General features: G+C 46.3%; 21 protein-coding genes. 13 read left to right on the top strand and 8 right to left on the bottom strand.

Annotated features, from left to right (window positions below):
• The first annotated feature begins 14 nt into the window (after window positions 1-14).
• Complete coding sequence (locus FDF36_RS16740; protein WP_220392126.1) at window positions 15-1,595, top strand: DUF3857 domain-containing protein; 1,581 nt, start codon at window positions 15-17, stop codon at window positions 1,593-1,595.
• A 22-nt stretch (window positions 1,596-1,617) separates the two neighbouring features.
• Window positions 1,618-3,444: an endonuclease/exonuclease/phosphatase family protein gene (locus FDF36_RS16745; protein WP_220392127.1), complete on the top strand. Its 1,827-nt coding sequence runs from the start codon at window positions 1,618-1,620 to the stop codon at window positions 3,442-3,444.
• A 565-nt stretch (window positions 3,445-4,009) separates the two neighbouring features.
• On the opposite strand, the gene FDF36_RS16750 is transcribed toward FDF36_RS16745, so the two are convergent.
• Window positions 4,010-5,563, bottom strand: coding sequence for a sensor histidine kinase (locus tag FDF36_RS16750; protein ID WP_220392128.1), 1,554 nt, complete (start codon window positions 5,561-5,563; stop codon window positions 4,010-4,012).
• Window positions 5,564-5,797: 234 nt separating this feature from the next.
• Complete coding sequence (locus FDF36_RS16755) at window positions 5,798-7,471, bottom strand: nucleoside kinase (RefSeq protein ID WP_005822293.1); 1,674 nt, start codon at window positions 7,469-7,471, stop codon at window positions 5,798-5,800.
• Window positions 7,472-7,554: 83 nt separating this feature from the next.
• On the opposite strand from FDF36_RS16755, the gene FDF36_RS16760 reads away from it, so the two are divergent.
• Window positions 7,555-9,252, top strand: a complete 1,698-nt coding sequence (locus tag FDF36_RS16760; protein ID WP_101603997.1) for a Na/Pi cotransporter family protein — start codon at window positions 7,555-7,557, stop codon at window positions 9,250-9,252.
• A 111-nt stretch (window positions 9,253-9,363) separates the two neighbouring features.
• On the opposite strand, the gene rd is transcribed toward FDF36_RS16760, so the two are convergent.
• Window positions 9,364-9,525, bottom strand: coding sequence for a rubredoxin (gene rd / locus FDF36_RS16765; protein WP_005781988.1), 162 nt, complete (start codon window positions 9,523-9,525; stop codon window positions 9,364-9,366).
• A 134-nt stretch (window positions 9,526-9,659) separates the two neighbouring features.
• On the opposite strand from rd, the gene FDF36_RS16770 reads away from it, so the two are divergent.
• The 8 genes from FDF36_RS16770 (at window position 9,660) to FDF36_RS16800 (ending at window position 17,802) form a co-directional block, all read left to right on the top strand.
• The gene (locus tag FDF36_RS16770; RefSeq protein WP_220392129.1) at window positions 9,660-11,327 is read left to right on the top strand and encodes an ATP-binding protein; all 1,668 of its coding nucleotides are present in this window, start codon (window positions 9,660-9,662) and stop codon (window positions 11,325-11,327) included.
• A 63-nt stretch (window positions 11,328-11,390) separates the two neighbouring features.
• Window positions 11,391-14,075, top strand: coding sequence for a calcium-translocating P-type ATPase, PMCA-type (locus tag FDF36_RS16775; RefSeq protein WP_220392130.1), 2,685 nt, complete (start codon window positions 11,391-11,393; stop codon window positions 14,073-14,075).
• A gap of 72 nt (window positions 14,076-14,147) precedes the next feature.
• Window positions 14,148-14,774 (top strand): HAD family hydrolase, encoded by a 627-nt coding sequence (locus tag FDF36_RS16780; RefSeq protein WP_005781993.1) that lies wholly within the window; start codon window positions 14,148-14,150, stop codon window positions 14,772-14,774.
• Window positions 14,775-14,789: 15 nt separating this feature from the next.
• The gene (locus tag FDF36_RS16785) at window positions 14,790-15,719 is read left to right on the top strand and encodes a bifunctional riboflavin kinase/FAD synthetase (protein ID WP_220392131.1); all 930 of its coding nucleotides are present in this window, start codon (window positions 14,790-14,792) and stop codon (window positions 15,717-15,719) included.
• Window positions 15,720-15,925: 206 nt separating this feature from the next.
• Window positions 15,926-16,054: a hypothetical protein gene (locus FDF36_RS21345; RefSeq protein ID WP_255469910.1), complete on the top strand. Its 129-nt coding sequence runs from the start codon at window positions 15,926-15,928 to the stop codon at window positions 16,052-16,054.
• 38 nt (window positions 16,055-16,092) lie between these two features.
• Window positions 16,093-16,881 (top strand): CPBP family intramembrane glutamic endopeptidase, encoded by a 789-nt coding sequence (locus FDF36_RS16790; RefSeq protein ID WP_220392132.1) that lies wholly within the window; start codon window positions 16,093-16,095, stop codon window positions 16,879-16,881.
• A gap of 35 nt (window positions 16,882-16,916) precedes the next feature.
• Entirely contained in the window at window positions 16,917-17,555 is a 639-nt protein-coding gene (locus FDF36_RS16795) for a DUF2975 domain-containing protein (protein ID WP_005781999.1), read from the top strand.
• A gap of 28 nt (window positions 17,556-17,583) precedes the next feature.
• Window positions 17,584-17,802, top strand: a complete 219-nt coding sequence (locus tag FDF36_RS16800) for a helix-turn-helix domain-containing protein (RefSeq protein ID WP_005782001.1) — start codon at window positions 17,584-17,586, stop codon at window positions 17,800-17,802.
• 53 nt (window positions 17,803-17,855) lie between these two features.
• Here the strand turns inward: FDF36_RS16800 and FDF36_RS16805 are convergent, their stop codons facing one another.
• From FDF36_RS16805 to FDF36_RS16820, 4 genes are read right to left on the bottom strand one after another with little or no spacing between them, the layout of a single operon-like run.
• Window positions 17,856-18,284 carry a SufE family protein gene (locus tag FDF36_RS16805; protein ID WP_005782003.1) on the bottom strand — a complete coding sequence of 143 codons (429 nt, stop codon included), beginning with the start codon at window positions 18,282-18,284 and terminating at the stop codon, window positions 17,856-17,858.
• Window positions 18,285-18,293: 9 nt separating this feature from the next.
• Window positions 18,294-19,298, bottom strand: a complete 1,005-nt coding sequence (locus FDF36_RS16810) for a M20 family metallopeptidase (protein WP_220392133.1) — start codon at window positions 19,296-19,298, stop codon at window positions 18,294-18,296.
• A 55-nt stretch (window positions 19,299-19,353) separates the two neighbouring features.
• Complete coding sequence (locus FDF36_RS16815) at window positions 19,354-20,268, bottom strand: S66 peptidase family protein (RefSeq protein WP_005782007.1); 915 nt, start codon at window positions 20,266-20,268, stop codon at window positions 19,354-19,356.
• Between the two features lie 19 nt (window positions 20,269-20,287).
• A complete protein-coding gene (locus FDF36_RS16820) occupies window positions 20,288-21,079 on the bottom strand; it encodes a glycoside hydrolase family 16 protein (RefSeq protein WP_005782009.1) in 792 nt (263 codons plus the stop codon).
• A 182-nt stretch (window positions 21,080-21,261) separates the two neighbouring features.
• Between FDF36_RS16820 and FDF36_RS16825 the strand changes: the two genes are divergently transcribed.
• Both FDF36_RS16825 and buk read left to right on the top strand, forming a co-directional pair.
• The gene (locus FDF36_RS16825; protein WP_220392134.1) at window positions 21,262-22,203 is read left to right on the top strand and encodes a phosphate acyltransferase; all 942 of its coding nucleotides are present in this window, start codon (window positions 21,262-21,264) and stop codon (window positions 22,201-22,203) included.
• Between the two features lie 22 nt (window positions 22,204-22,225).
• The gene (gene buk / locus FDF36_RS16830; RefSeq protein WP_220392135.1) at window positions 22,226-23,341 is read left to right on the top strand and encodes a butyrate kinase; all 1,116 of its coding nucleotides are present in this window, start codon (window positions 22,226-22,228) and stop codon (window positions 23,339-23,341) included.
• 110 nt (window positions 23,342-23,451) lie between these two features.
• Here buk and FDF36_RS16835 read toward each other — a convergent pair.
• The coding region (locus FDF36_RS16835) for a DUF4469 domain-containing protein (RefSeq protein WP_220392136.1) at window positions 23,452-23,861 on the bottom strand (410 nt) is incomplete at its 5' end.

The following is a 23,861-nucleotide window of genomic DNA, read 5'->3' on the forward strand; positions in this document are numbered from 1 at the left end:
GATGATCGTCACACATGACTAAAATATATACCCTTCTGCTCCTCTGCCTGTTTGCGCTGACTCTTCCGGTCACCGCCCGGGAAGCGGAATTTAAGAAAATCAAAGAAAGCTGGACCCTGCAGGCTGATGGTACGCAGGTTTATCGTCAGTCGAAAGTCCTGACGCTGTACACTCACACGGCCATGAACCGCACGTATGGGGAGTCGTTCATTACGTACGATCCCCGTTATCAGACTTTGCAGATTCACGAGTCGTATACCCGCCAGAAAGACGGAAATATCGTCAAGACCCCCGCCAATGCTCTGGTCGAAGTGCTCCCCTCGGCAGCAGCCAATGCGCCGGCATTCAATGCTTTGCGCGAGATGGTAGTCGTACACACCGGACTGGAACTCGGAGCTACCATCTATCTGGACTATTCCATTACAACCAAACCGGGGTATTTGCCGGGGATTCAGATCTGCCGGTTGCTGGAGCACTCTTCGCCGGTGAAGGAGTACGAGATCAACATCACCGTTCCCCGGGGGCAACATCTGCAATATGCCCTTAACAACCACAAGGCGAAAGCTTCCGTAACCGAATCCGAAGGGATGAAGCAAGTCAGCTGGACCCTGAAGAATCTGCCCGCCCTCAGCCGTGAACCGCAGGTGTCGGTGATCGGCGGTGATTTGCCTCTGCTGACTGCCACGACTGAGGAGAAACCCCTGTCGTTTCTGATGTCACAATGGCAACCGGAAGGAGATGCTGGGATTCGTGCGCTGGCCGGAAAACTGACTGCCGGAGCGAAGGACGATAAAGAAAAAGTAACCGCGATACGTGACTATGTGATTGATAATCTTTACTATTCGTCCCTCCCGTTGGCGGAAAGCGGTTATCGCATCCGTCCCGCCGCAGAGGTGATCCGTTCGGCATACGGCACGGAGGCCGAGAAGGCGAATCTGATGGCCGCATTGCTGAAAGCGGCCGGACTGAAAGCCGGGATAGGGGCGGTCTGCGCTCCGTCCGAGAATACGGCATCATTAGGAGTAGGCAGCATCCGCGAACTATTTGTGTGGACCGACGCCGGAGGCAGCCAACAGGCTCTGTCACTGAAAGGCAAAACTCCCTCAGCCGTTTCCTGGCAGAAAGATTATGCCTATGTAGCTTCATTGACGCAGCCGTTTGAACTGAATCTTCCACCGGTTGCCCTGAGAAAAGACTATGCATTGCAGCCCGACGCGGCAAATGCCAAAGATGGCTATCTGGTCTTCACCCTCCCTGTAGAGCGTGGCAGCCTGGCCGGTTCCCAGTACGTCCGGTTCAATAGCAAGCGCACTTCAAACCTTTTGTTGCCCGGACTGGCGGATGAATCTTTCACCTATACCATAGATACTCCTGCAGGTATGGAGCCTGTCACTCAGCCGATGGAGAAGAAGATGGACAATGCCGTAGGTACATTAACCGTTTCCATCCGTCCCGAAGGAGCGAAAACACGAGTAACCCGGAGCCTGAAGTTGAAGAAACAGATGATTCGTCCGGCGGATTATGCCGCTTTCCGTCAACTGATGACAGAGTACGGGGCAGTGGACGGGTTGACATTAGTGTACAGAAGCAAATAAAACCTGATAAACAAACAGATCCATGAAAAAACTTATATTGCTCTTATTCTCCGCACTTTTTGTGCTGTCAGCTCAGGCTGAAGATGTGCTGCGCCTGATGACCTATAACGTCCGCAACGCCAATGGTATGGACGGTATATGCAATTATCAGCGTGTAGCCAATGTGATCAACAACGCCCGTCCGGACATCGTTGCCATCCAGGAACTGGACAGCATGACTGCCCGGAGCAACCGGACCGATGTTCTCAAGGAACTGGCGGAACGCACTCAATTGCATCCCTGCTTTGCGCCTGCCATCGATTATGACGGAGGAAAGTACGGCATCGGCCTGCTTTCGAAAGAAACTCCGCTTCGTGTGCAAACCTTTGCCCTTCCGGGACGTGAAGAGGCACGCACGCTGCTTGTCGCCGAGTTCCCGGAGTATGTCTTTGCGTGTACGCACCTCTCTCTGACCGAAGAGGATCGGATGAAATCTCTCGAAATCCTGAAGTCCGTTGCAGCCAATACCCGGAAACCTTTCTTCCTTGCCGGTGACTTCAACTCGGATGCCGACTCCGGCTTTATCAAAGATTTGAAGAGTACATTCCAGATACTTTCCAACCCGAAGCAGCCCACTTATCCGGCTTCCGAACCGAAGGAGACGCTCGACTACCTGATTGCTCTGAAACAGGAAACGCCTACTTTTGTTGTCAACTCGGCCCGGGTGATCGATGAGCCTTTGCCATCCGATCATCGTCCTTTGTTGGTAGAAGTACGGATGGCGGTACCCGAGAATCGGATTTGCCGTACCAAACCCTATCTTCAGAATCCCGTGGGAGGTGGAATCACGGTGATGTGGCAGACCAACGTGCCGGCCTATTGCTGGGTGGAGTACGGCACGGACCCTTCCAACCTGAAGCGCGCACGTACCCTTCTGGACGGTCAAGTTGTTTGTGGCAATACTCTTCACAAGATTCGCCTCGATAGTTTGCAGCCCGGACAGAAATATTATTATCGTACCTGTTCGCAGGAGATCCTGCTTTACCAGGCCTACAAAAAGGTGTTTGGCAATACAGCCCGTACAGAACTCAGGGAGTTCACGTTGCCCGCAGCCGGTGATGACAGTTTTACGGCCGTGGTGTTCAACGACCTGCATAAACAATCGAAGACGTTTCAGGCATTGTGCGAACAGATAAAGGGGATTGACTATGATTTTGTAGTGTTCAACGGCGATTGTGTGGACGACCCCGCCAATCACGATCAGGCAACAGCCTTTATCAGCGAACTGACCGAAGGCGTGGAGGGTGACCGCGTACCTGTCTTCTTTATGCGCGGCAATCACGAGATCCGGAATGCCTATTCGGTAGGCCTGCACAGCCTGTTCGATTATGTAGGCGATAAGACTTACGGCTCCTTCAACTGGGGAGATACCCGTATCGTAATGCTCGATTGCGGTGAAGATAAGCCGGATGATCATTGGGTATACTACGGACTCAACGATTTTACGAAGCTGCGTAATGACCAGGTAGGATTTTTGAAGCGTGAGCTCGCTTCCAAAGAATTTAAGAAAGCCGCTAAGCGGATTCTGATTCATCACATTCCGCTTTATGGGAACGACTACGAGAATCTGTGTTCCGGGCTTTGGGGTAAACTTCTGGAGAAAGCACCCTTCAATATCAGCCTTAACGCGCATACACATGAATATGCCTATCATCCCAAAGGCAGCCTTGGCAATAATTTCCCAGTGATTATCGGTGGCGGTTATAGCATGAAAAGTGCAACGGTAATGGTGATTGAGAAGAAGAAGGATATACTCAAAGTGAAAGTACTCAACACCCAAGGAGAAGTGCTGCTGGAACTTACGGTCTGACAACGGACACCCCGATAAACGGACAGGAGGGTATCCAAACTCAGATTTAGAAAAGGAGAACTTTTCATTTGAGACTTGTGCACTCTTATCAACAATGAAAAGAGCCATATCAAACTCTATTTTGAGTAATGATATGGCTCTTTTATATTTATGGATTACAGTTTGTAACTTTTTAGAGTGCTCGCTTTAGTTGCGACACATTCACCTCTTTTATTTAATTATTCAAGTTTCGGAAGTGCAAGTCCTCGTTTATAGTTGACAAAAAAGCAAGTATCCCGACTTTTGACTGGAAATTCCATTCGTGAGGCGGAGAAGCAAACACTGAAATCAATCACCTGAAAAACAATATTTTCAAAGCATAAGACTCCTCTTCTCAAAAGCTGTGTTTTAACACAGTGTTAAAGCTTATTCTTTAGATGCAAATAACAAGTGTTTTAAATGCAAAAGGCTTGTTGTTTGCGCACAAGAATCAAACGTCTGAAAAAGGCGTTAACAATGTTAATTGAAGAAAGGTATAAATATGCCGGTTCAGACGGCATAAATCTACTTCCGAAACTTAAGTTAATTATGCATGTAATTCAAGTACAAATCTGCTTCCTTTGGTATAGCTGGTGTCCAGTGTCAGGCTACCGTTCATCTTGGTAGCTATCAGGGCACAGATAGGTAGTCCCAATCCGTCTCCTTCCGTCAGATCTTTAATCTCAGTGAAAGGTTTGAACAGGTTTTCTTGCTTTTCGGCGGGAATGCCCGTACCGGTATCCGAGATGATAAACTGATGCGTATGTGCGCCTCTCTTCTTGAAGTCGAGGAAGATCTTTCCGCTTTCGGTATATTCCGCAGCGTTCTTCAACAAGTGAATCAGTATCCGTTCCAGTTGTTCCGGATTGGTCTTGATCTGGAGTTTGGCGGCGTTTACCACGGTCGACACTTCCGGTTGTACAAACTCTTTTACCTTATCCATGGTAGCTTCACAGAAAGTATTTACGTTGATCTCTTTCATCTCATAAGGCTCGGTCAGAGAATTTTCCAGTGTGGAAAGTTCCTGTATGTCGTTACTGAACTTCTTCAGAGCTGCTACCTGTCCCTGCATCTGTTGTGCCTGCTGAGGAGCTTTGTTGGACAGTTCGGCGGCTGAAGAGGCCAGTGTATCCAACGTAGGTTCCATCTGTGCTGATATATTCTGGATGAACTGTGTCTTCAATTCGTTGTGTTCATTGGCTATCTGTACGCTTTTCTTTAGTTTGCGGTTCCCGGCAATGAAGCGGAGCAGTACGATGACGATGAAGATCAGACCGGCTATCAGGATGACGACAAGCGTACATAATCCAACAATCATATACTGTTTTCCGGACAGCGTATCGTCTTTTTCCTGAATGATCTGCTGGCTTTCGTCATATTTGCGTTTCAATACGTTCAGTTCATCTTGTGCTGTTAGTGCCTTTACCGAATCGGTCCAGACAATGAAGTTCTCGTACGTACGGGCCACCAATGAAGCATTGTTTGACTTACGGCCGATGGCAATCAGGTTCTTATAGCATTCGTTTACCTTTTCGTAGTTCTTCTGGGCTTTGTATTGATTGATCAATTTCCGGAAGCAGGCATCTCCTTGTGCGTTTTGGCCGAAAGTGTAGTGATAGTTTGCCTGCGTGTACAAGAGGTTCTCACTTAACGAATCGTTCTTTGCCTGGCCGGCGGTTTCCGCCAGTTTGTCCAACTGTGCTTTGGCTTGTGCGGCATTCTTCAGCCCGATATACATTTGTAATCTCTCTTTAGTGATTTGAAAGCGCAACGGATAGAATTGCTTCTGCTCCTTTTGTTCGCCCGCCCAGACTAACTGTTCCATTCCCCTGCAGAGGTCGAATGCTTCTTTATAATAATTCTCACGATGGTAAAGAGCAGCTCCCTGAATTCCACATTCCACGGCTTTCGGATAGTTTTCTTGTGCCGCGAAGGCGCCATAGGCTTGGATGAAAAGATAACGCGCTTTGGTATATTCTTTTTGTTCCAGACTGCTTTGCGCTTGTTTCATCAGTTCATTTGCTCTGTTTTGTGTGCCTTGTGCATCGACGATTGTGCTAAAACAAACGAGGATGGTCAGGATTAAAGTCGATATTTTCATACGATATGGTTTTAAACAGTGACAAAGTTAAAAAATCTTTGTAAGAACCTCTCATTTACCCCTTTTATTTTTCATTTCTTCCTCAATTCTTCCTTTGAGAGTTATGACAGGCATTGCCGGCTGATGGGGTAGTGGATAGTATTTGATAATTCAAGCATAGATTTTACAAATAATGCTCTCTTTCGGAGTTTTATTTGTAAAGTCTATGTCTGAAAAACATAAGGATGTGTCTTTTTAATATTTGAAGCTGCTTCCTCCCAGGAACTCTCTAAGAAGTGAGGTCGGAGGAATCTCCTTATCCTGTACCGGAGTGAAATATTTGATAAACTTCAGTAGCCGGTATGCTTCGGCATATTCCGGGCAGTTACGTGGCACGCTGGTCAAGATGGGTTCGGCATGGCAGCGGAGCACGGCAAATTCAAATAACAGGGCAGAGTTGAACATCACGTCGGCATTCTCCTGATAAGGGAAAATCCACTTGTCTTCTCCGGCACGCACGCTGGGCCAGCGCGAAATGGTTTCCTGCGCAGAATAGCCACGATAGTTGAAGTCACGGATAATGCGGCGCAAAAGCCGGTTGTCCGTGGTCGGAATCCAGTTATGGTCGTCCAGGGAGATGGTTGTCAGAGCAGATACATAGATTTTATATTTATTCTCTGCCGGGATTTGCGGGGTGAGTTCCGGGTTCAGGGCATGAATCCCTTCAAGAATCAATACCGTATGTTCGTCAATCCGCAGTTTGTCGCCTTTATATTCTTTCTTTCCCAGCATGAAGTTGTAGCGGGGCAGTTCTACTTCCTCACCGCGCAGCAGAGCTTGCAGCTGCGCATTGAATAATTCCAGGTCGAGGGCATAGAGCGATTCATAATCATAATTGCCGTTTTCATCCAATGGAGTTTCTTCCCGGTCTACAAAGTAGTTGTCCAGTGAGATGGGATAAGGCTTTAGCCCGTTTGTCATCAGCTGGATGGAGAGCCGCTTGCTGAAGGTGGTTTTGCCGGATGATGACGGTCCGGAGATCAATACCAGTTTTACACGGTTCCCGTTTTCTCCCCGGTGGAAGATGCTGTCGGCTATTTGTGCTATTTTCTTTTCCTGCAGTGCTTCTGCCACATTTATCAGGTCGGTAGCATGTCCTTCTTCACAGGCTATGTTGAAATCTCCCACATTGTTCAGCCCCATAATGTAGTTCCAGCGCAAATGCTCTTTGAAGACATCGAGCATCTTCTCTTGTTTCACTACCTCTTCCAATACGGTCGGGTTTTCTTTGTTGGGAATACGCAGTAACAGCCCGTCGTAGTACTTAACGAGGTCGAACAGATGAATAAATCCCGTACTTGGGAGTAAATTACCATAATAATAGTCCGCAGTGCCACCCAAAGTATAATAATAGGTATAGATGGAGCCGGAAGACTCAAGCAGTTTCACTTTGTCATTCATGCCCCGCTCGCTGAATACACGTACGGCTTCAGTGGTGTGGCATTCGATACGGTGGTAAGTGATATTCTCCGTAATGATTTCCTGCATGCGTTTCTTTATTTGCGACACATCCTCCAGAGTGATGGCCCGGCCGATGCGCAAATTGCAGAAGTATCCCTTGGATACGGGGTGCTCTACAAAAAGTTTGCCATTCGGAAAGAGTTCGCTGACTGCCTTGTAGAGTACAAAACAAAGAGAACGTACATATGTACGCATCCCCGAAGAATCTCTTACATCCAGAAACTCTACATCCTTATTGTTATATACACGGAAGTTGAGTCCTTCAGAACGATTATTTACTTTGGCACTGACTACCTGATAAGGAAAATTAAGATTGAAACCGTAATAAATATCCAAAAGTGAGCTTCCAATAGGGAATTCTTTAGAAATATTATTATTTTTGCAATATATTTGTAACATCTGTTTCATTTCACATCGTTTAGGGGTGAATAGTACGGATAAATATATCACATAATTGCTAAGAAGACAAACAACCACTAAAATAATTATAGATGGAATATTCTTTTTATGATTTTTTAAAGCTCATTGGCTCATTAGGACTTTTTCTTTATGGAATGAAAATCATGAGCGAGGGCTTACAGAAAGTCGCAGGTGACAGATTGCGAGGAATCCTGACAGCAATGACCACGAACCGGGTAACGGGAGTTTTAACAGGAGTGTTGATCACCGCCCTTATTCAGTCTTCTTCGGCAACGACGGTGATGGTGGTCAGTTTTGTAAATGCCGGTTTGCTGACTTTGGCCGAGTCCATTAGTGTGATAATGGGTGCCAATATCGGTACGACAGTTACGGCCTGGATCATTTCCATTTTTGGGTTTAAAGTTGATATGGCTGCTTTTGCCCTCCCTCTTTTAGCCATTGCCCTTCCTCTTATCTTTTCCGGTAAAAGTAACCGTAAGTCTGTCGGTGAATTCATTTTTGGTTTTTCTTTCCTCTTTATGGGGCTTTCGTATCTTAAAGCAAACGCGCCCGACCTGAATGCTAATCCGGAAATGCTTGCTTTCGTGCAGAACTATACCGATATGGGATTCTTCTCCGTTCTGCTCTTTCTATTTATCGGTACTATTCTCACAATGATCGTTCAGGCGTCTGCCGCAACGATGGCTATTACTTTAATTATGTGCGCCAACGGATGGATTAGCCTGGAGCTTGGTGCTGCATTGGTGCTGGGCGAGAATATCGGAACCACGATTACAGCAAACCTGGCTGCCCTGACAGCCAATTCGCAAGCGAAACGAGCTGCTTTGGCCCATTTCGTTTTCAACGTTTTCGGTGTGATCTGGGTATTGATTATTTTTCATCCCTTTATGGTATTTGTCAATTGGGTGGTGGATAGTTTCTTCCATCCGGGAAGTGCCGAAGTAGCCATTTCTTATAAGTTGTCTGCTTTCCACTCTATCTTTAATATATGTAACGTCTGCCTGCTGATTTGGGGAGTGAAACTGATTGAACGTACCGTGTGTGCCATTATTCGTCCGAAAGAAGAAGACGAAGAGCCACGTTTGCGTTTCATTACCGGTGGCATGCTTTCCACGGCCGAACTTTCGATACTTCAGGCCCGCAAGGAAATCCATTTGTTCTCCGAACGTATTCACCGTATGTTCGGCATGGTGCAGGATCTGCTGCATACGGAGAAAGATGACGACTTCAATAAATTATTCAGCCGGATTGAAAAGTATGAGAATATCAGTGATAACATGGAGCTGGAGATAGCCAATTACCTGAATCAAGTGTCCGAGGGACGATTAAGTTCGGAAAGTAAGCTCCAGATACGTGCCATGCTCCGTGAAGTAACCGAGATTGAAAGCATCGGCGACAGTTGTTATAACCTGGCACGTACCATCACCCGGAAGCGACAGACAAATCAGGATTTTACAGAGAAGCAGTATGAACACATTCACTTCATGATGAAGCTGACGAACGATGCCCTGTCACAAATGATTGTCGTGGTTGAGAAACCCGAGCATCAGAGTATCGATGTCAATAAGTCGTTCAATATTGAAAATGAAATAAATAACTATCGTAATCAACTGAAGAATCAGAACATTCTGGATGTGAACAATAAAGAATATGACTATCAGATGGGTGTTTATTATATGGATATTATTGCCGAATGCGAGAAGCTTGGTGACTATGTGGTAAATGTAGTGGAAGCAAGCAGTGACGTAAAGGAAAAGAAAGCATCTTAACAGGTCGATGAACCGTGAACGATGAACGATAAATGATGAATAAAGTGTGATTGGTACACTTACGGTTCATCGTTTATTGTTCATCGTTCAAAAACGTCCGTTGTTTATAAGTTATCCATTATACGGTTCGAAATCTTCTTTCCCAACTCCACAAAGGGGGCATACCCAATCATCAGGGATATCTTCAAACTGTGTTCCTGGTTCGATTCCGCTTTCCGGATCACCTGTCTCCGGATCGTAAATATAATCACAAACGGTGCAAATGTACTTCATGTCGTCTCTTTTTTTTAAAGTTTATGCAAATATAACAAAAGGATCGGATATATTGTTCACTTATTTTTTCTTTTTGGTTAATAAAACACTACCTTTGCCATAACAACAAAGCATTAATCAAGCAGTTATAAATTATGATGTGGCAGATTGTATTAATAGGGGTATGTGTCTCTTTTCTGGGAGCATTTCTGTGGGAAAGAAGAAAACGTAAGTTTATGCAATCTGCATCAGACCGGAAACTGGAGAATGTAAATCGCTTGTTTGATGCTATCCTAACGCATATTCATGCTTATGTCCTTGTTATCGATTCTGATTTTAAAGTCCTGAAAACAAATTATTATGATTTGACTCACCTCAATCCTGATGGTAAAGAAAAGCGCGTCGGTGATTTATTGCAATGTCAGAATGCATTGTCTGCCAAGGGAGGATGCGGAACCCATGCTTTTTGTCAGGAATGTCCTGTAAGAGGGGCTATCGGGGCTGCTTTTCGTCAGAAGAATGAGTTTACCGATCTGCAGTCTTCACTGAATATTGCCATAGGCGAAGATGAATTTATAAAATGCAACGTAATGATCTCGGGAGTTTTTATGACTCTGGATGGTGAAGATCGTATGGTATTGACGGTGCATGACATCACTTCCATCAAACATACGGAAGAGGCGCTGGCCGAGGCTAAAGAGAAAGCCGAAAACGCTGATCGTTCTAAATCGGCCTTCCTTGCCAACATGAGCCATGAGATCCGTACTCCATTGAATGCCATCATCGGTTTCTCCGAACTGCTGGCTGCTGCCACCGAGGAAAAGCAGAAATATCTGGAAATCCTCCATACAAACAGTGAACTCCTATTGCAATTGGTGAATGACATTCTCGATTTATCGAAGATTGAAGCCGGTACATTAGAGTTTGTTTATTCTGATGTTGATATCAATCTGTTACTGGCCGATCTGGAACAGTTGTTCCACATGAAGATCGGTTATGATTCGCCTGTACAGATAATTACCGAGGCCGGATTACCCTCATGCATGGTTCATTCCGACCGGAACCGTATCGCCCAGGTTGTATCCAATTTTGTTTCTAATGCAATCAAGTTTACCACAGAAGGCAGCATTCGTATCGGATATAAGCCTTGCGAGAATGGACTTCGGTTTTATGTCACCGATACCGGTTCGGGCATTTCAGCAGATAAGCTGGGAGGTGTATTCGACCGTTTCGTACGTCTGCAGAGTGATAAAAACGGCACCGGGCTGGGACTTTCCATCTGTAAGACGATTGTGAATAAACTGGGTGGGGAAATCGGAGCTGAATCGGTGGTAGGCCAGGGGAGTACTTTCTGGTTTACCTTGCCCGAACATTCGGATATCAAACCTAAGGTAATTATTGAAAAAGAACAGGAGAGACCGTCTTCTGTTGTGTCGGTTCCTGCCGCGGGGGTAAACGGTGATAAGAAACTGACAGTATTGGTGGCAGAAGATATGGAAGATAATTATCGCCTTTGTGAAGCTATCCTTGCTTCCCGTTACGAACTCTATTGGGCACATAATGGTGAAGAAGCCATTTCCCTTTTCCTGAAAAACCAGCCCGATATCATCTTGATGGATATTCGTATGCCCGAGGTGAACGGTTATGAAGCTACGGAGGCTATCCGGCAAATGTCGGCTACTGTGCCTATCATTGCTCTCACAGCTTTTGCTTACGAAGAAGACCGCCAAAAGATTATGCAGAGTGGCTTTACCGATTTCCTGACGAAGCCTATTTCATCGAGAATCTTGTTGGGAAAACTGGAATCCTTAAAAAAGATTTAAGAAACATTCTATACCGGATTTATGTTGTATTTTTGCAACCTCTAATTTAATGTATGTATCTGCATGACTGCAAAGAACGACGATTATTTTCATTTGGGCCTTACTGATCAAGAAGTCCTCCAAAGCCGGGAGAAACATGGTGTTAACCTGCTGACGCCACCCAAGCGTCCTTCTCTCCTCAAACTCTATCTGGAAAAATTTGAAGATCCTGTTGTACGGGTATTACTCGTTGCGGCTGTGTTCTCCCTTATCATCTCGATTATTGAGAATGAATATGCTGAAACCATCGGTATCATAGCTGCTATCCTGCTGGCAACCGGTATTGGTTTCTATTTTGAATATGATGCGAACAAGAAGTTTGATTTGCTGAACGCCGTCAATGAAGAGACTTTGGTAAAGGTGATTCGTAATGGGCGCATTCAGGAGATTCCCCGTAAGGATGTGGTAGTCGGTGATATTGTGGTACTGGAAACCGGTGAGGAGATTCCTGCCGATGGAGAACTGATAGAAGCCATCTCCTTACAGGTGAATGAATCGAACCTGACCGGAGAGCCGGTAATTAATAAAACAACGGTAGAGGCGGATTTTGATGAAGAAGCTACGTATGCCTCCAATCTGGTGATGCGTGGCACGACTGTGGTCGACGGTCACGGATCGATGAAAGTACTTCGTGTGGGAGATGCCACGGAGATTGGGAAAGTGGCACGTCAGAGTACGGAGCAGAGTACGGAACCTACGCCCCTTAATATCCAGTTGACTAAGCTGGCTAACCTGATAGGTAAAATCGGTTTTACCGTAGCGGGGCTTGCTTTCCTTATTTTCTTTATAAAAGATGTAGTACTCTATTTTGATTTTGGAGCTTTGAATGGCTGGCATGACTGGTTACCGGTGTTGGAGCGTACCCTGAAATACTTCATGATGGCAGTCACCTTGATTGTGGTCGCCGTCCCCGAAGGGTTACCTATGAGCGTAACGCTCAGTCTGGCCCTGAATATGCGCCGTATGCTTGCCACCAATAATCTGGTTCGTAAGATGCACGCTTGCGAAACGATGGGAGCCATTACCGTGATTTGTACAGATAAGACCGGTACGTTGACGCAGAACCTGATGCAGGTGCACGAGCCTAACTTCTATGGTTTGAAGGATGGCGGGAAGCTGGCAGATGACGATATCAGCAAATTGATAGCAGAGGGAATCAGTGCTAACTCGACTGCTTTTCTTGAAGAGACGGGAGAGGGAGAAAAACCAAAAGGGGTGGGCAATCCCACTGAGGTTGCTTTGTTGCTGTGGCTGAACGGTCAGAACCGTAACTATCTTGAACTCAGAGAAAGGGCGCAGGTACTCGACCAATTGACGTTCTCTACCGAGCGTAAGTTTATGGCTACTTTGGTGAAGTCTCCGCTGATGGGCAAGAAAGTGCTATATATAAAAGGTGCGCCTGAGATTGTGCTTGGCAAATGCAAAGAGGTGATTCTTGACGGTCGTCGTGTGGATAGTGTGGAATACCGTTCCACTGTCGAAGCGCAGTTGCTGAGTTATCAGAATATGGCTATGCGTACACTTGGTTTTGCATTCCGCATAGTAGAGGACAACGAACCGGACGATTGTGTGGCCCTTGTGTCGGAAAACAACCTGAACTTCCTTGGTGTGGTTGCTATTTCCGATCCTATACGTCCCGATGTACCCGCAGCGGTGGCTAAGTGCCAGTCGGCAGGTATCGGTATTAAGATTGTTACCGGAGATACTCCGGGCACAGCAACTGAGATTGCACGCCAGATCGGATTGTGGAAACCGGAAGATACGGAGCGTAACCGTATAACGGGAGTTGCTTTCGCCGAACTGAGCGATGAAGAAGCCCTGAATAGAGTGATGGATCTGAAAATCATGTCCCGCGCCCGTCCTACCGACAAGCAGCGCCTGGTGCAGTTGCTCCAGCAGAAAGGAGCCGTAGTAGCTGTGACCGGTGACGGAACCAATGATGCCCCGGCACTTAATCATGCACAGGTGGGACTTTCAATGGGTACCGGAACTTCCGTAGCCAAAGAGGCCAGTGATATCACCTTACTCGATGATTCTTTCAACAGTATCGGAACCGCCGTGATGTGGGGGCGTTCGCTGTACAAGAACATCCAGCGTTTCATTGTATTCCAGTTGACCATTAACTTTGTGGCACTTCTCATCGTATTGCTCGGTTCTATTGTAGGAACGGAGTTGCCGCTGACTGTTACTCAAATGTTATGGGTAAACCTCATCATGGATACGTTTGCCGCATTAGCTCTGGCCTCTATTCCGCCAAGCGAAAGCGTTATGAATGATAAACCACGCCGTAGTACTGATTTTATTATCAGCAAAGCGATGCGGCAAAATATATTCGGTGTCGGTACAGTCTTTCTGGTGGTGCTGATGGCAATGATATATTACTTCACAAATGTCGATGGAGGAATGACGGTACAGCGGTTGACCGTTTTCTTCACCTTCTTTGTGATGCTCCAGTTCTGGAACTTGTTCAACGCCCGTGTGTTTGGCACTACCGACTCAGCATTCAAAGGCCTTGCGAAATCATACGGTATGGAGCTGATAGTACTGGCTATTCTGGGCGGACAGTTCCTCATTGTACAGTTCGGTGGGGCTGTATTCCGTACAGAGCCGCTTGACTGGCAAACATGGCTTATCATCATCGGTTCTTCCTCTCTCGTCTTATGGATTGGTGAACTGATCCGCTTTGTCAAACGTTTAACTCAGAAATGAAATAAGAGGGGTCTCACCCCATCCTTTCTCAAAGGAAGAGGGGATGGAGTGAGACCTTAAAACAATATAGAGATGAAAAGAAAAGGAATTAAAAACCTTATTTTTGATTTTGGTGGTGTATTGATCAATCTCGACCGTCAGCGTTGTGTGGAGAACTTCCGGAAGTTGGGATTAGAGAAAGTAGACGAATTGTTAGGTATGTATTCTCAGCAAGGGATCTTTATGCAGCATGAAAAAGGATTGATCTCGTCGGCTGAATTTCGTGAGAATATCCGTGGACTGCTCACAAAAAAAGTGACTGACGAGCAAATCGATGCTGCCTGGAATAGTTTTCTGGTAGATATCCCTCGCTTTAAACTCGACATGTTGCTGAAGCTCCGCGAAAAATATGTGGTCTATCTGCTGAGCAATACCAACGAGATACATTGGAAGTGGGCATGCGAGCACGCATTTCCGTATCGGGGCTTCCGTGTGGAAGACTATTTTGAGAAGATGTACCTTTCGTATGAAATGAAAATGGTGAAGCCTGCCGAAGAGATTTTCCGGGGGGTACTTGAAGACGCAAACCTTGATCCGCACGAAACTTTTTTCATCGATGACTCCGAGGCCAACTGCCAGGGAGCCCAGGCATTGGGCATCTCTACTTATACGGTAAAACCCGGTGAAGACTGGAGGCCACTTTTTGCCGGAGATAAATAATTTAGAAGACATAGCATGCAGATAATCCATAATATACCGGCATTTACACCCGAACCTTGTGTAGCTACCATCGGCTTTTTCGACGGAGTACACACAGGGCATCGTTTCCTGATCAAGCAAGTCAGAGAGCTGGCTGCCGCTCGTGGATTGCGCTCTGCATTAATTACCTTCCCTGTTCATCCCCGTAAGGTGATGAAAGCGGATTATCGTCCGGAACTGCTGACTACTCCGGAAGAAAAGCGGACACTGCTCGAGGAAACAGGGGTGGACTATTGTTTCATGCTTGACTTTACGCAGGAAGTATCGCGCCTGACTGCCCGCGAGTTTATGTCTGATCTTTTGAGAGACCGTTATCGGGTGCAGACACTCGTCATCGGTTATGACCATCGCTTTGGGCACAACCGTAGTGAAGGTTTCGAAGACTATTGCTGTTACGGCTCCGAGATGGGCATAGAGGTAGTTCGTGCCCGTGCCTGTGTGTGTGATGATCTTCATGTAAGCTCTTCCGTCATTCGCAAGATGCTGCATCAGGGTGAAGTCGATATGGCGTCCCGTTGTCTGGGTTACGACTATTTTCTGGATGGTACGGTGGTGAGTGGCTATCAAGTGGGACGTAAGATAGGATTTCCTACAGCCAACCTCAGTGTGGACGATCCTGATAAATTGATTCCTGCCGATGGCGTTTATGCGGTTCATGTCACATTCGATGGGCGTACCTATAACGGTATGTTGAATATCGGTACCCGCCCCACGATAGGAAATGGTCCCGAGCGTTCGATAGAGGTGAACATCCTTCATTTCCATTCAAATATTTACGATAAGTTTATCCGTATTTCTTTTGTGAAGTATCTCCGTCCGGAACTGAAGTTCGATGGGATTGACGGGCTGATAGCTCAACTTCATCGGGATGCGGCCGATGTAGAAGCTCTTTTGGGGAATAAATAAAATGTCAATTGACATTTTGTATTTCCTGTTTGCCTTTGAGCCGGCTATATGCGCCCCTCTTAATATCGAAAAACATGCTATATTTATTGTTTATCGATAAATAATTGTCGGATTTCTTGTTTAAGTGGAAATTAATATCAATCTTTGCATATCGAAAAACGATAAATTATTATTGAATAACATAACGAATCTCCAAAGTCAATCTTATGGGAAAGTCATTGATGAGCATTACGATGTTGGTAGTATCCATCTCTATGTTAGCTTTGTTTGTGTGTAGCTCTGTTTTGCACGGACATGGTACAAATCACCCTGCTACTGAAACGGTAGTCAATTAAAACCGTTATCTTTGTACATATTTAAAACAGAGAACCGAATGAAAACAGCGATCAAATTAATTCTTATTTATCTGGGGATCCAGCTTGTCTGTGGTGGGCTGATAGGTATTCCTTTTACTGTTGTTGCCCGTATGAATGGTGGGAATATGGATGCCACCCGGATTTCGGAGTTGACACTGGCTCCTTCGATGTTACTTTCCATGGCAGTGATGTTTTTTTATTTATGGAAAGCCCGGTACATACCTAAGGATAAAATGAGCTGGTCATTCGTTTCGTTACCGTTTCTTACGGTCACTTTTCTGATAGGCTTGTCGATGACTGTTCTGATGGACTTGTTAACTGCTGTTTTATCTTGGGTGCCTGATGTTCTGGAACAACAGTTTAATGCTTTACAGTCCGGTTGGTTGGGAATTGTGGCCATCACGTTGTTGGGACCGGTTCTTGAGGAACTTTTGTTCCGTGGTGGTGTCACTAAGGCGTTGCTTGAACGATATTCTCCCCGGAAAGCGATTTTTCTTTCCGCACTTCTTTTCGGAATATTCCATTTGAATCCGGCTCAGGTAGTTGCCGCCTTCTTCGGAGGACTTCTGTTGGCGTGGGTTTATTACCGGACGCGGAGCCTGATCCCCTGTATCCTGATACACATTGTGAATAACAGCCTTTCTGTGATATTGAGCCTGACCTATCCCGATGCGGATACGATTAGCGATGTGACCGATACTACATCTTATTACATACTGATAGCTGTGACCGCTATGCTGTTCGTTGGCTGCTTCCTACGGATAAAGCAGGTTACGATTCCGGGAGTGTGGAGAAAGAGTGAGTGAAACTAAACTATGAAGATTGAAAAACAAGTCATAATATGAAAAGAAGATTGAACATACTATGTTTACTGGTATTTCTGGTATTCTGTTATTCGGTATTCAACATGGGGCGTGATTTCGGTCATGGCTTTTCCGAGGGCATGAAGATAAGTCATTCCGGCAATGAAAGTGTGGAACAGGCTATTAACCTTCGCATTGCTACGTTGATGCCCGAAGATTTTTCGTCGTTTAAAGATTCTGTTTACAATGAACGGACCCAATCTTATGTGCCTGTTGCTTACACACAGTTGATCACGAATGTAAAAGTGGATAGGAGCACCTGGCTGATGGTTGCGCAAGTGCTCTCCGGGCTTCTTGCCATTTTGGCCGTAATAGCATCTACGGTGCTGTTTGTGCAGTTGATTGTTTCTATCAATAAATCGGATATTTTTAATTGGAAGAATGTTCGTAGGTTACGTTGGTTGGGAGTCACCCTGTTGCTGAGTTTTATTAGTGAAGCGGTGCCGGCTTTGATGAATGATTATGAACTGTCCTCAGTCTTTTCATTATCCGGCTACTCTATGGAGACAAGTATTGACTCTGTGATGCTGGTCATTTTAGGACTGGTTTCGCTGATTGTAGGCGAAGTATTCGCCATCGGGTTAAAGATGAAAGAGGAGCAAGACCTTACCATCTGAATCCGGACACTGAAAAATTAATGGAATTATGGCTATAATAGTAAACCTTGACATTATGATGGCCCGAAGAAAGATATCTTTGGGGGAGTTGGCGGAGAAGATAGACATTACACCTGCCAACCTTTCTATCCTGAAAACGGGAAAGGCCAAAGCGATTCGTTTTTCTACCCTTGAGGCAATCTGCAAAGTACTCGATTGCCAACCGGGGGATATTCTGGAATATCAAGTGGATGAAAAAGATCCTTGATTTGCCACAGCGGACCTTCTGTGTGTCCACTGTGGCGATATAGAATGAGGAGATTAACCTTTTGTCCCTTTGGCTTTGAATGCCAATGCGTACATTCGCATTTGTTTTACCATGGATAGCAGACCGTTGCTGCGGGTGGGCGATAAATGATCTTTCAGCCCGATGCGGTCGATGAAGTAAAGTTCCGAATTCAGAATCTCGTCCGGTGTATGTCCCGAAACAACTTTTATCAGCAGGGCGATAATACCTTTTACGATCAGTGCATCACTTTCTGCTTTGAAGATCACCTTTCCACCTACCTCGTCTGCCTGAAGCCACACACGGCTCTGGCAACCTTCAATCAAATTCTGTTCCGTTTTATATTTCTCGTCAAGCGGTTCCTGTTCGTTTCCTAAATCGATAAGCAACTGGTAGCGGTCCATCCAGTCGTCAAAGTCACTGAACTCGGCAATGACTTCGTCTTGTAATTCGTTGATTGTCATATTGAATAATTATTTCTCGTTATAGATAACTTCCAGTACGGTCTGTCCCACGGCTTTGAGTGTCGATTTGTCGATAACATCCATGTTGTCGTTTACGGTATGCCAAGTCGGTCCGAAGCTGGACAGTTCACAATTTTCGTCGTTCGGAATGATGTCGATAGTCGGGATACCGGCCAGCCGATTGATAAACAGATGGTCGTCAGTGATCTGGCCACCTGTTTCGTTAATAAAGTAACGTCCGTAACCGGCGTCGTTAGCCTTCTTCCATACCTTTTTGTTGACTCCACGGGCAAACTTCTCCGAATACACTTCTTTGAAGAAAGTGGCATCTTTGCCGCCTACCATATCGAGCAAGATACCGAAACGGGCATTATAGCCTTCCACATGCGGATTGCGTGCCCAGTATTGTGCACCGAGACACCATTGCTCCTCTAAATGCTCTCCTTTATAGAATTGGGGAGCGCCATAATCTTCTGCGTCCAAAAAGATAATATCGATTCCCAGTTCCGGTTGTTGCTGATTGATCAGTCGGGCTATTTCAAGCAACACGCCCACACCGCTCGCCCCGTCGTTGGCACCCAATATCGGTGTGTGGTGATTCTTCTCGTTGGGATCATTGTCTGCCCACGGACGTGTATCCCAGTGTGCAAAAAGGGCAATGCGTTTTTTGCTTTCGGGCTTGAATGAACCGATGATATTGCGTGCTTTCAGCAGCGTGCCGTCATAGGCGGGCAGTTCCACATCCTGGTTAGTCACTTTGGCCCCATGCTCTGCCAGCTTAGCAGCCAGATATTCTCCACATGCTGCATGTCCTTTACTGTTCGGATTGCGAGGGCCGAAGTCCACTTGTGCCTGTATGTATTTATAGGCGCTGTCTGCATCGAATTGTGGTGCTTTCACGGTTATATTCTTTTCAGGCTCCTGAACTGAATTGGTTTTGTTGTTGTTCGTTCCGCAAGAAAAGGCGGATAACAAAATAAAAGCTGTCAGTAATAGCATAGAATTTCTTTTCATAATTATGCTTTTGGGGTTAAGGCCTCAAAATTAGTCATTTTCGCAGTAGGGTAGGTCAGATAGGAGGGTTTATTAACAATTCTACTCCTTTCTTTCCGGATATAAGTTCTACTTCCGCCCCATTGATCAGTGGCAGATTTTCCGTTACATGCCCTACGGGGAAATCAAAGCAGATCGGATAATTATACTCTTCTACCAGATCGAAGAGTGCACCATAAAGGTCTTTCTTTATGGCACGATCTTCTTCGTATTCGGTAAACTGTCCGATGATGAGGCCTGACAACTTCTCAAGTACGCCCCCTAATTTCAGGTTATACATCATGCGCTCGATGGCATAAGGACGTTCGCCCACGTCCTCGATAAACAGGATTGTCCCTTCGGGAGGTATGTCGTACGGAGTTCCCCGAAGGCCGTGGAATACTGCCATATTGCCACCACGCAGAATACCCTTGGCTGTGCCGAGTCGGTTCAACTTGTGACGCTTACATTTATATGCAGGCAGTTTACCGAAAAGTATATCCCTCAGGTACAGTGAACACGGATCGTCGGCCGCTTCTACTGCGAGATGGCGTGCCATAGGAGCATGTAACGAAGCAAATCCGTTATACTGAAACAGATTATGGAGCGCTGTGATATCACTGAATCCGATCATCCACTTCGGGTGTTCGCGGAAACGGGTGAAGTCGAGCCGTTCAATAAGATGAACCGCTCCATAGCCGCCACGGCTACATAAAATCGCCTTAATTTCTTTGTCGTCCATTGCTGTCTGAAAGTCCGAAGCGCGCTGCCGGATGGTGCCGGCATAACATCCCCAGGAGCTACGGACGTGTTTTCCCATTTCAGGGACCAGTCCCCAAGACGCCAGTTGCGCCTTGGCACCTCTCAGAAACATATTGTCTATCTTGCCCGAAGGCGATACGATGGCAACTTTATCGCCTTCGTACAGGAATGGAGGGAATTGTATCTTCATTCAGTGAATTTGTTTTAGTTTATTTCTTCTGGTAGAATTTTACCCAGTCTACATGCATTTCTACTGGAAGCTCTTTCGGGTCTACAGCTCCTACCCACGAGCCACCCAGTTGCATGTCGATCAGCAGATAGAAAGGCTGATCGAAGGGAAATTGCCCTTCTTTGTCTGTTTCGATGCGGGGATAGGTGAAAGTATGCGTATCATTGATATAGAATGCAATGCTGTCCGGATACATTTCTACCGAATATACATTGTAGTCATCGGGATTGATCGTACCTACGGAGTGTGACAACGGATTGTCTTTAATACCCAGATTGTATGTATAGTTGGTATGTATAGTCTGGTAAGCGATTGTGTCGTGATTCAGACGTTCCATAATATCGATTTCTCCACCCATCGGCCAGGGAGCATCTACCGGAAGCATCCAGATAGCCGGCCATTCGCCGCGTGCACCGTTCAGCTTGGCGCGTATCTCCAGACGCCCGTTGCTGAATGCCTTTTTCCCTTTGGTATAAATCCCTCCGGTCAGATAGGGTGCTGTGTCATTGGGCTGGCTGTAATTGATGATACCCCGCAGCACCATATTGCCGTCACGCATATCGAAACAGGAGTCGAAGTCTGTCATATAGTTATTCCAGTCCGATTTGCCACGTGGTATTTTGCTCCATACCTGTGGGTCAAAGCCTGTTTTCTGGTCGAAATTATCTTCCCAGACTAATGTCCACTGGTCGGATGAATGACGTTGGCACGATGAAAAGCCTGAACTGATACACAGCAGGCAGAAAAGAGCGAGAAAAGTTTTTGTTTTCATGGTTCTGTTTGATTATAGGTGTTTAACAGGATACAAATTTACATTAAAAAACGAAATTACCTGCATCCGTAGAAATGAAAGCGTTGTATAATATCAAAATGTTATCCGGTTTACCCATTTTTTCAATATACCATGATGTACTTCTCAATCCTTTTTCTGATATTTGCTAAAAATCTAACGTTATGGAACCTATTAGAAACTTCGACCAACTGACAGAACACCTAAAAACCTTAAACCGACGGAAACGGATTGCCGTTGTCTGTGCCAATGATCCGAATACAGAATATGCCATTGTCCGTGCACTTGACGAGGGTATTGCAGAATTTCTGATGATTGGTGACTCAGCCATCCTTCAAAAGTATCCTACCTTGCAAAAGTATCCGGATTATGTGAAGACCATCCATATCGAAGATCCCGACGAGGCAGCGCGTGAAGCGGTCCGCATTGTCCGCGAAGGGGGAGCCGACATTGTGATGAAAGGGATTATCAGTACTGACAACCTGCTTCATGCTATTCTTGACAAGGAGAAAGGGCTACTACCCAAAGGAAAGATCCTTACTCACCTGGCTGTAATGCAGATTCCAACGTATGATAAATTACTGTTCTTTTCGGATGCGGCTGTTATTCCCCGGCCCACTTTACAACAACGTATTGAGATGGTTTGGTATGCCATTTGTACCTGCCGGAGGTTTGGGATAGAACAGCCGCGTATCTCTTTGATTCACTGTACGGAGAAGGTAAGTGCCAAGTTCCCCCATTCGCTCGATTATGTTAATATCGTGGAGTTGGCCGAAGCCGGAGAGTTTGGCAATGTTATTATTGATGGTCCGTTGGATGTCCGTACTTCCTGCGAGCAGGCCAGCGGGGATATTAAAGGAATTGTATCGCCCATCAATGGGCAGGCAGATGTATTGATATTCCCTAATATCGAGTCGGCCAATGCTTTTTATAAATCTGTTTCATTATTTGCCAAGGCCGATATGGCAGGATTGCTGCAAGGCCCCATTTGTCCGGTGGTGTTACCGTCACGTAGTGATTCCGGACTTTCCAAGTATTATAGCATTGCGATGGCATGCCTGACGGCTTCTACCCGGTCGGCAGAGGGAGGAAGATGCTCCGAATGATGATCATAATTAAACTAAGAATATGGATAAACTGAATGCAATCCCCACTTCCCCTTCTGCGAGGAATGGACGGGGTGAAAGGGTCCTTGTTATCAATCCCGGTTCCACTTCAACAAAGATTGCCGTTTATGAAGACGAAGTTCCTTTGTTGGTACGCAATATCCGCCATACAGTAGAAGAGTTGTCTGCCTTCCCCCAGGTGATCGACCAGTTTGAGTTTCGTAAATCACTTGTCCTCCGGGAGTTGGAGGCAAATGATATTCCTTTCCGGTTCGATGCTGTCATTGGACGCGGAGGTTTGGTGAAGCCTATTCCCGGTGGAGTTTATGAGGTTAACGAAGCCATGAAGCGGGATACCCTCCATGCCATGCGTACGCATGCCTGCAATCTGGGAGGTTTGATAGCCGATGAATTGGCCGCAGCTCTACCCGGGTGTCGGGCGTTTATTGCAGATCCGGGTGTGGTGGACGAACTGGAAGAGGTTGCCCGCATTACCGGTTCGCCCTTGATGCCGCGTATCACTATCTGGCATGCACTGAATCAGAAAGCTATTGCCCGTCGTTATGCTGCCGAACATGGCACTCGTTATGAAGATCTTGATTTGATTGTCTGCCATTTGGGAGGAGGCATTTCCGTTGCGGTCCATCGTCATGGGCGTGCGGTCGATGCCAATAATGCACTGGATGGAGAAGGTCCTTTCTCACCCGAAAGAGCCGGAACTCTTCCCGCCGGACAACTGATAGACCTCTGTTTCAGCGGGAAATTCACCAAAGATGAATTGAAGAAACGAATTTCGGGCCGTGCCGGGCTTACCGCCCATTTGGGAACCACTGATATTCCTGCCGTTATTCAGTCCATTGAGGCAGGTGATGATCATGCCCGGTTGGTGCTCGATGCCATGATCTACAATGTGGCCAAAAGCATCGGTGCCGCCTCTACTGTTTTATGCGGAAAGGTAGACGCCATCCTGCTGACCGGAGGCATTGCCTATTCCGATTACGTAATTTCCCGTTTAAGGGAACGTATTTCTTTCCTTGCTCCCGTCTTCGTGTATCCGGGAGAAGATGAGATGGAGGCTTTGGCATTGAATGCTTTGGGTGCTTTAAGGGGAGAACTTCCGGTACAGGTTTATCAGTAATTTTAGAGCTTGGTTGCATTGCCGCATTGTGCAGGGGTGCACCGGCACCTTGTGCAGAACTGCACAAGATATCAATGCAGCCCTGCATAAGGGAAGCGATGCGGTATGATTTATGCTGTCGGGTCGTCCACAATATCTCCGTCGCCCTCGGTTGCATTGCCTATTACGATGGTTTGGCTGATGACATGTGGGGTCTTCAGTTGCCGGTTGCCACTTGTATATTGCGTGGTCAGTCGCAGTTCGTATATTCCGTCTGTCAGGTCTGGCGGTAGGAGTACCAGTACTTCCGAAGGGTTGTTTACTGCTATCATATCCATCGGTAGCTTTGTTTCTGTGCCTTTTTCATCAATTAAGACGATACCTACAGCAGGATCTGTACCTGCTACTTTGATGTTCTTGCCCTGTAGGCGATAGTTACGTCCGGCAGTTGCACTACCATCCGTGGCACGGGTGGCAGCGTCTTCACCGCCGATGAAGTAGGCCGGGTCACCTTTGGCTCCCAGAATTTTCACGCCGGTCC

This window comes from Bacteroides fragilis, assembly GCF_019583405.1.
Lineage (GTDB): Bacteria > Bacteroidota > Bacteroidia > Bacteroidales > Bacteroidaceae > Bacteroides > Bacteroides fragilis_B.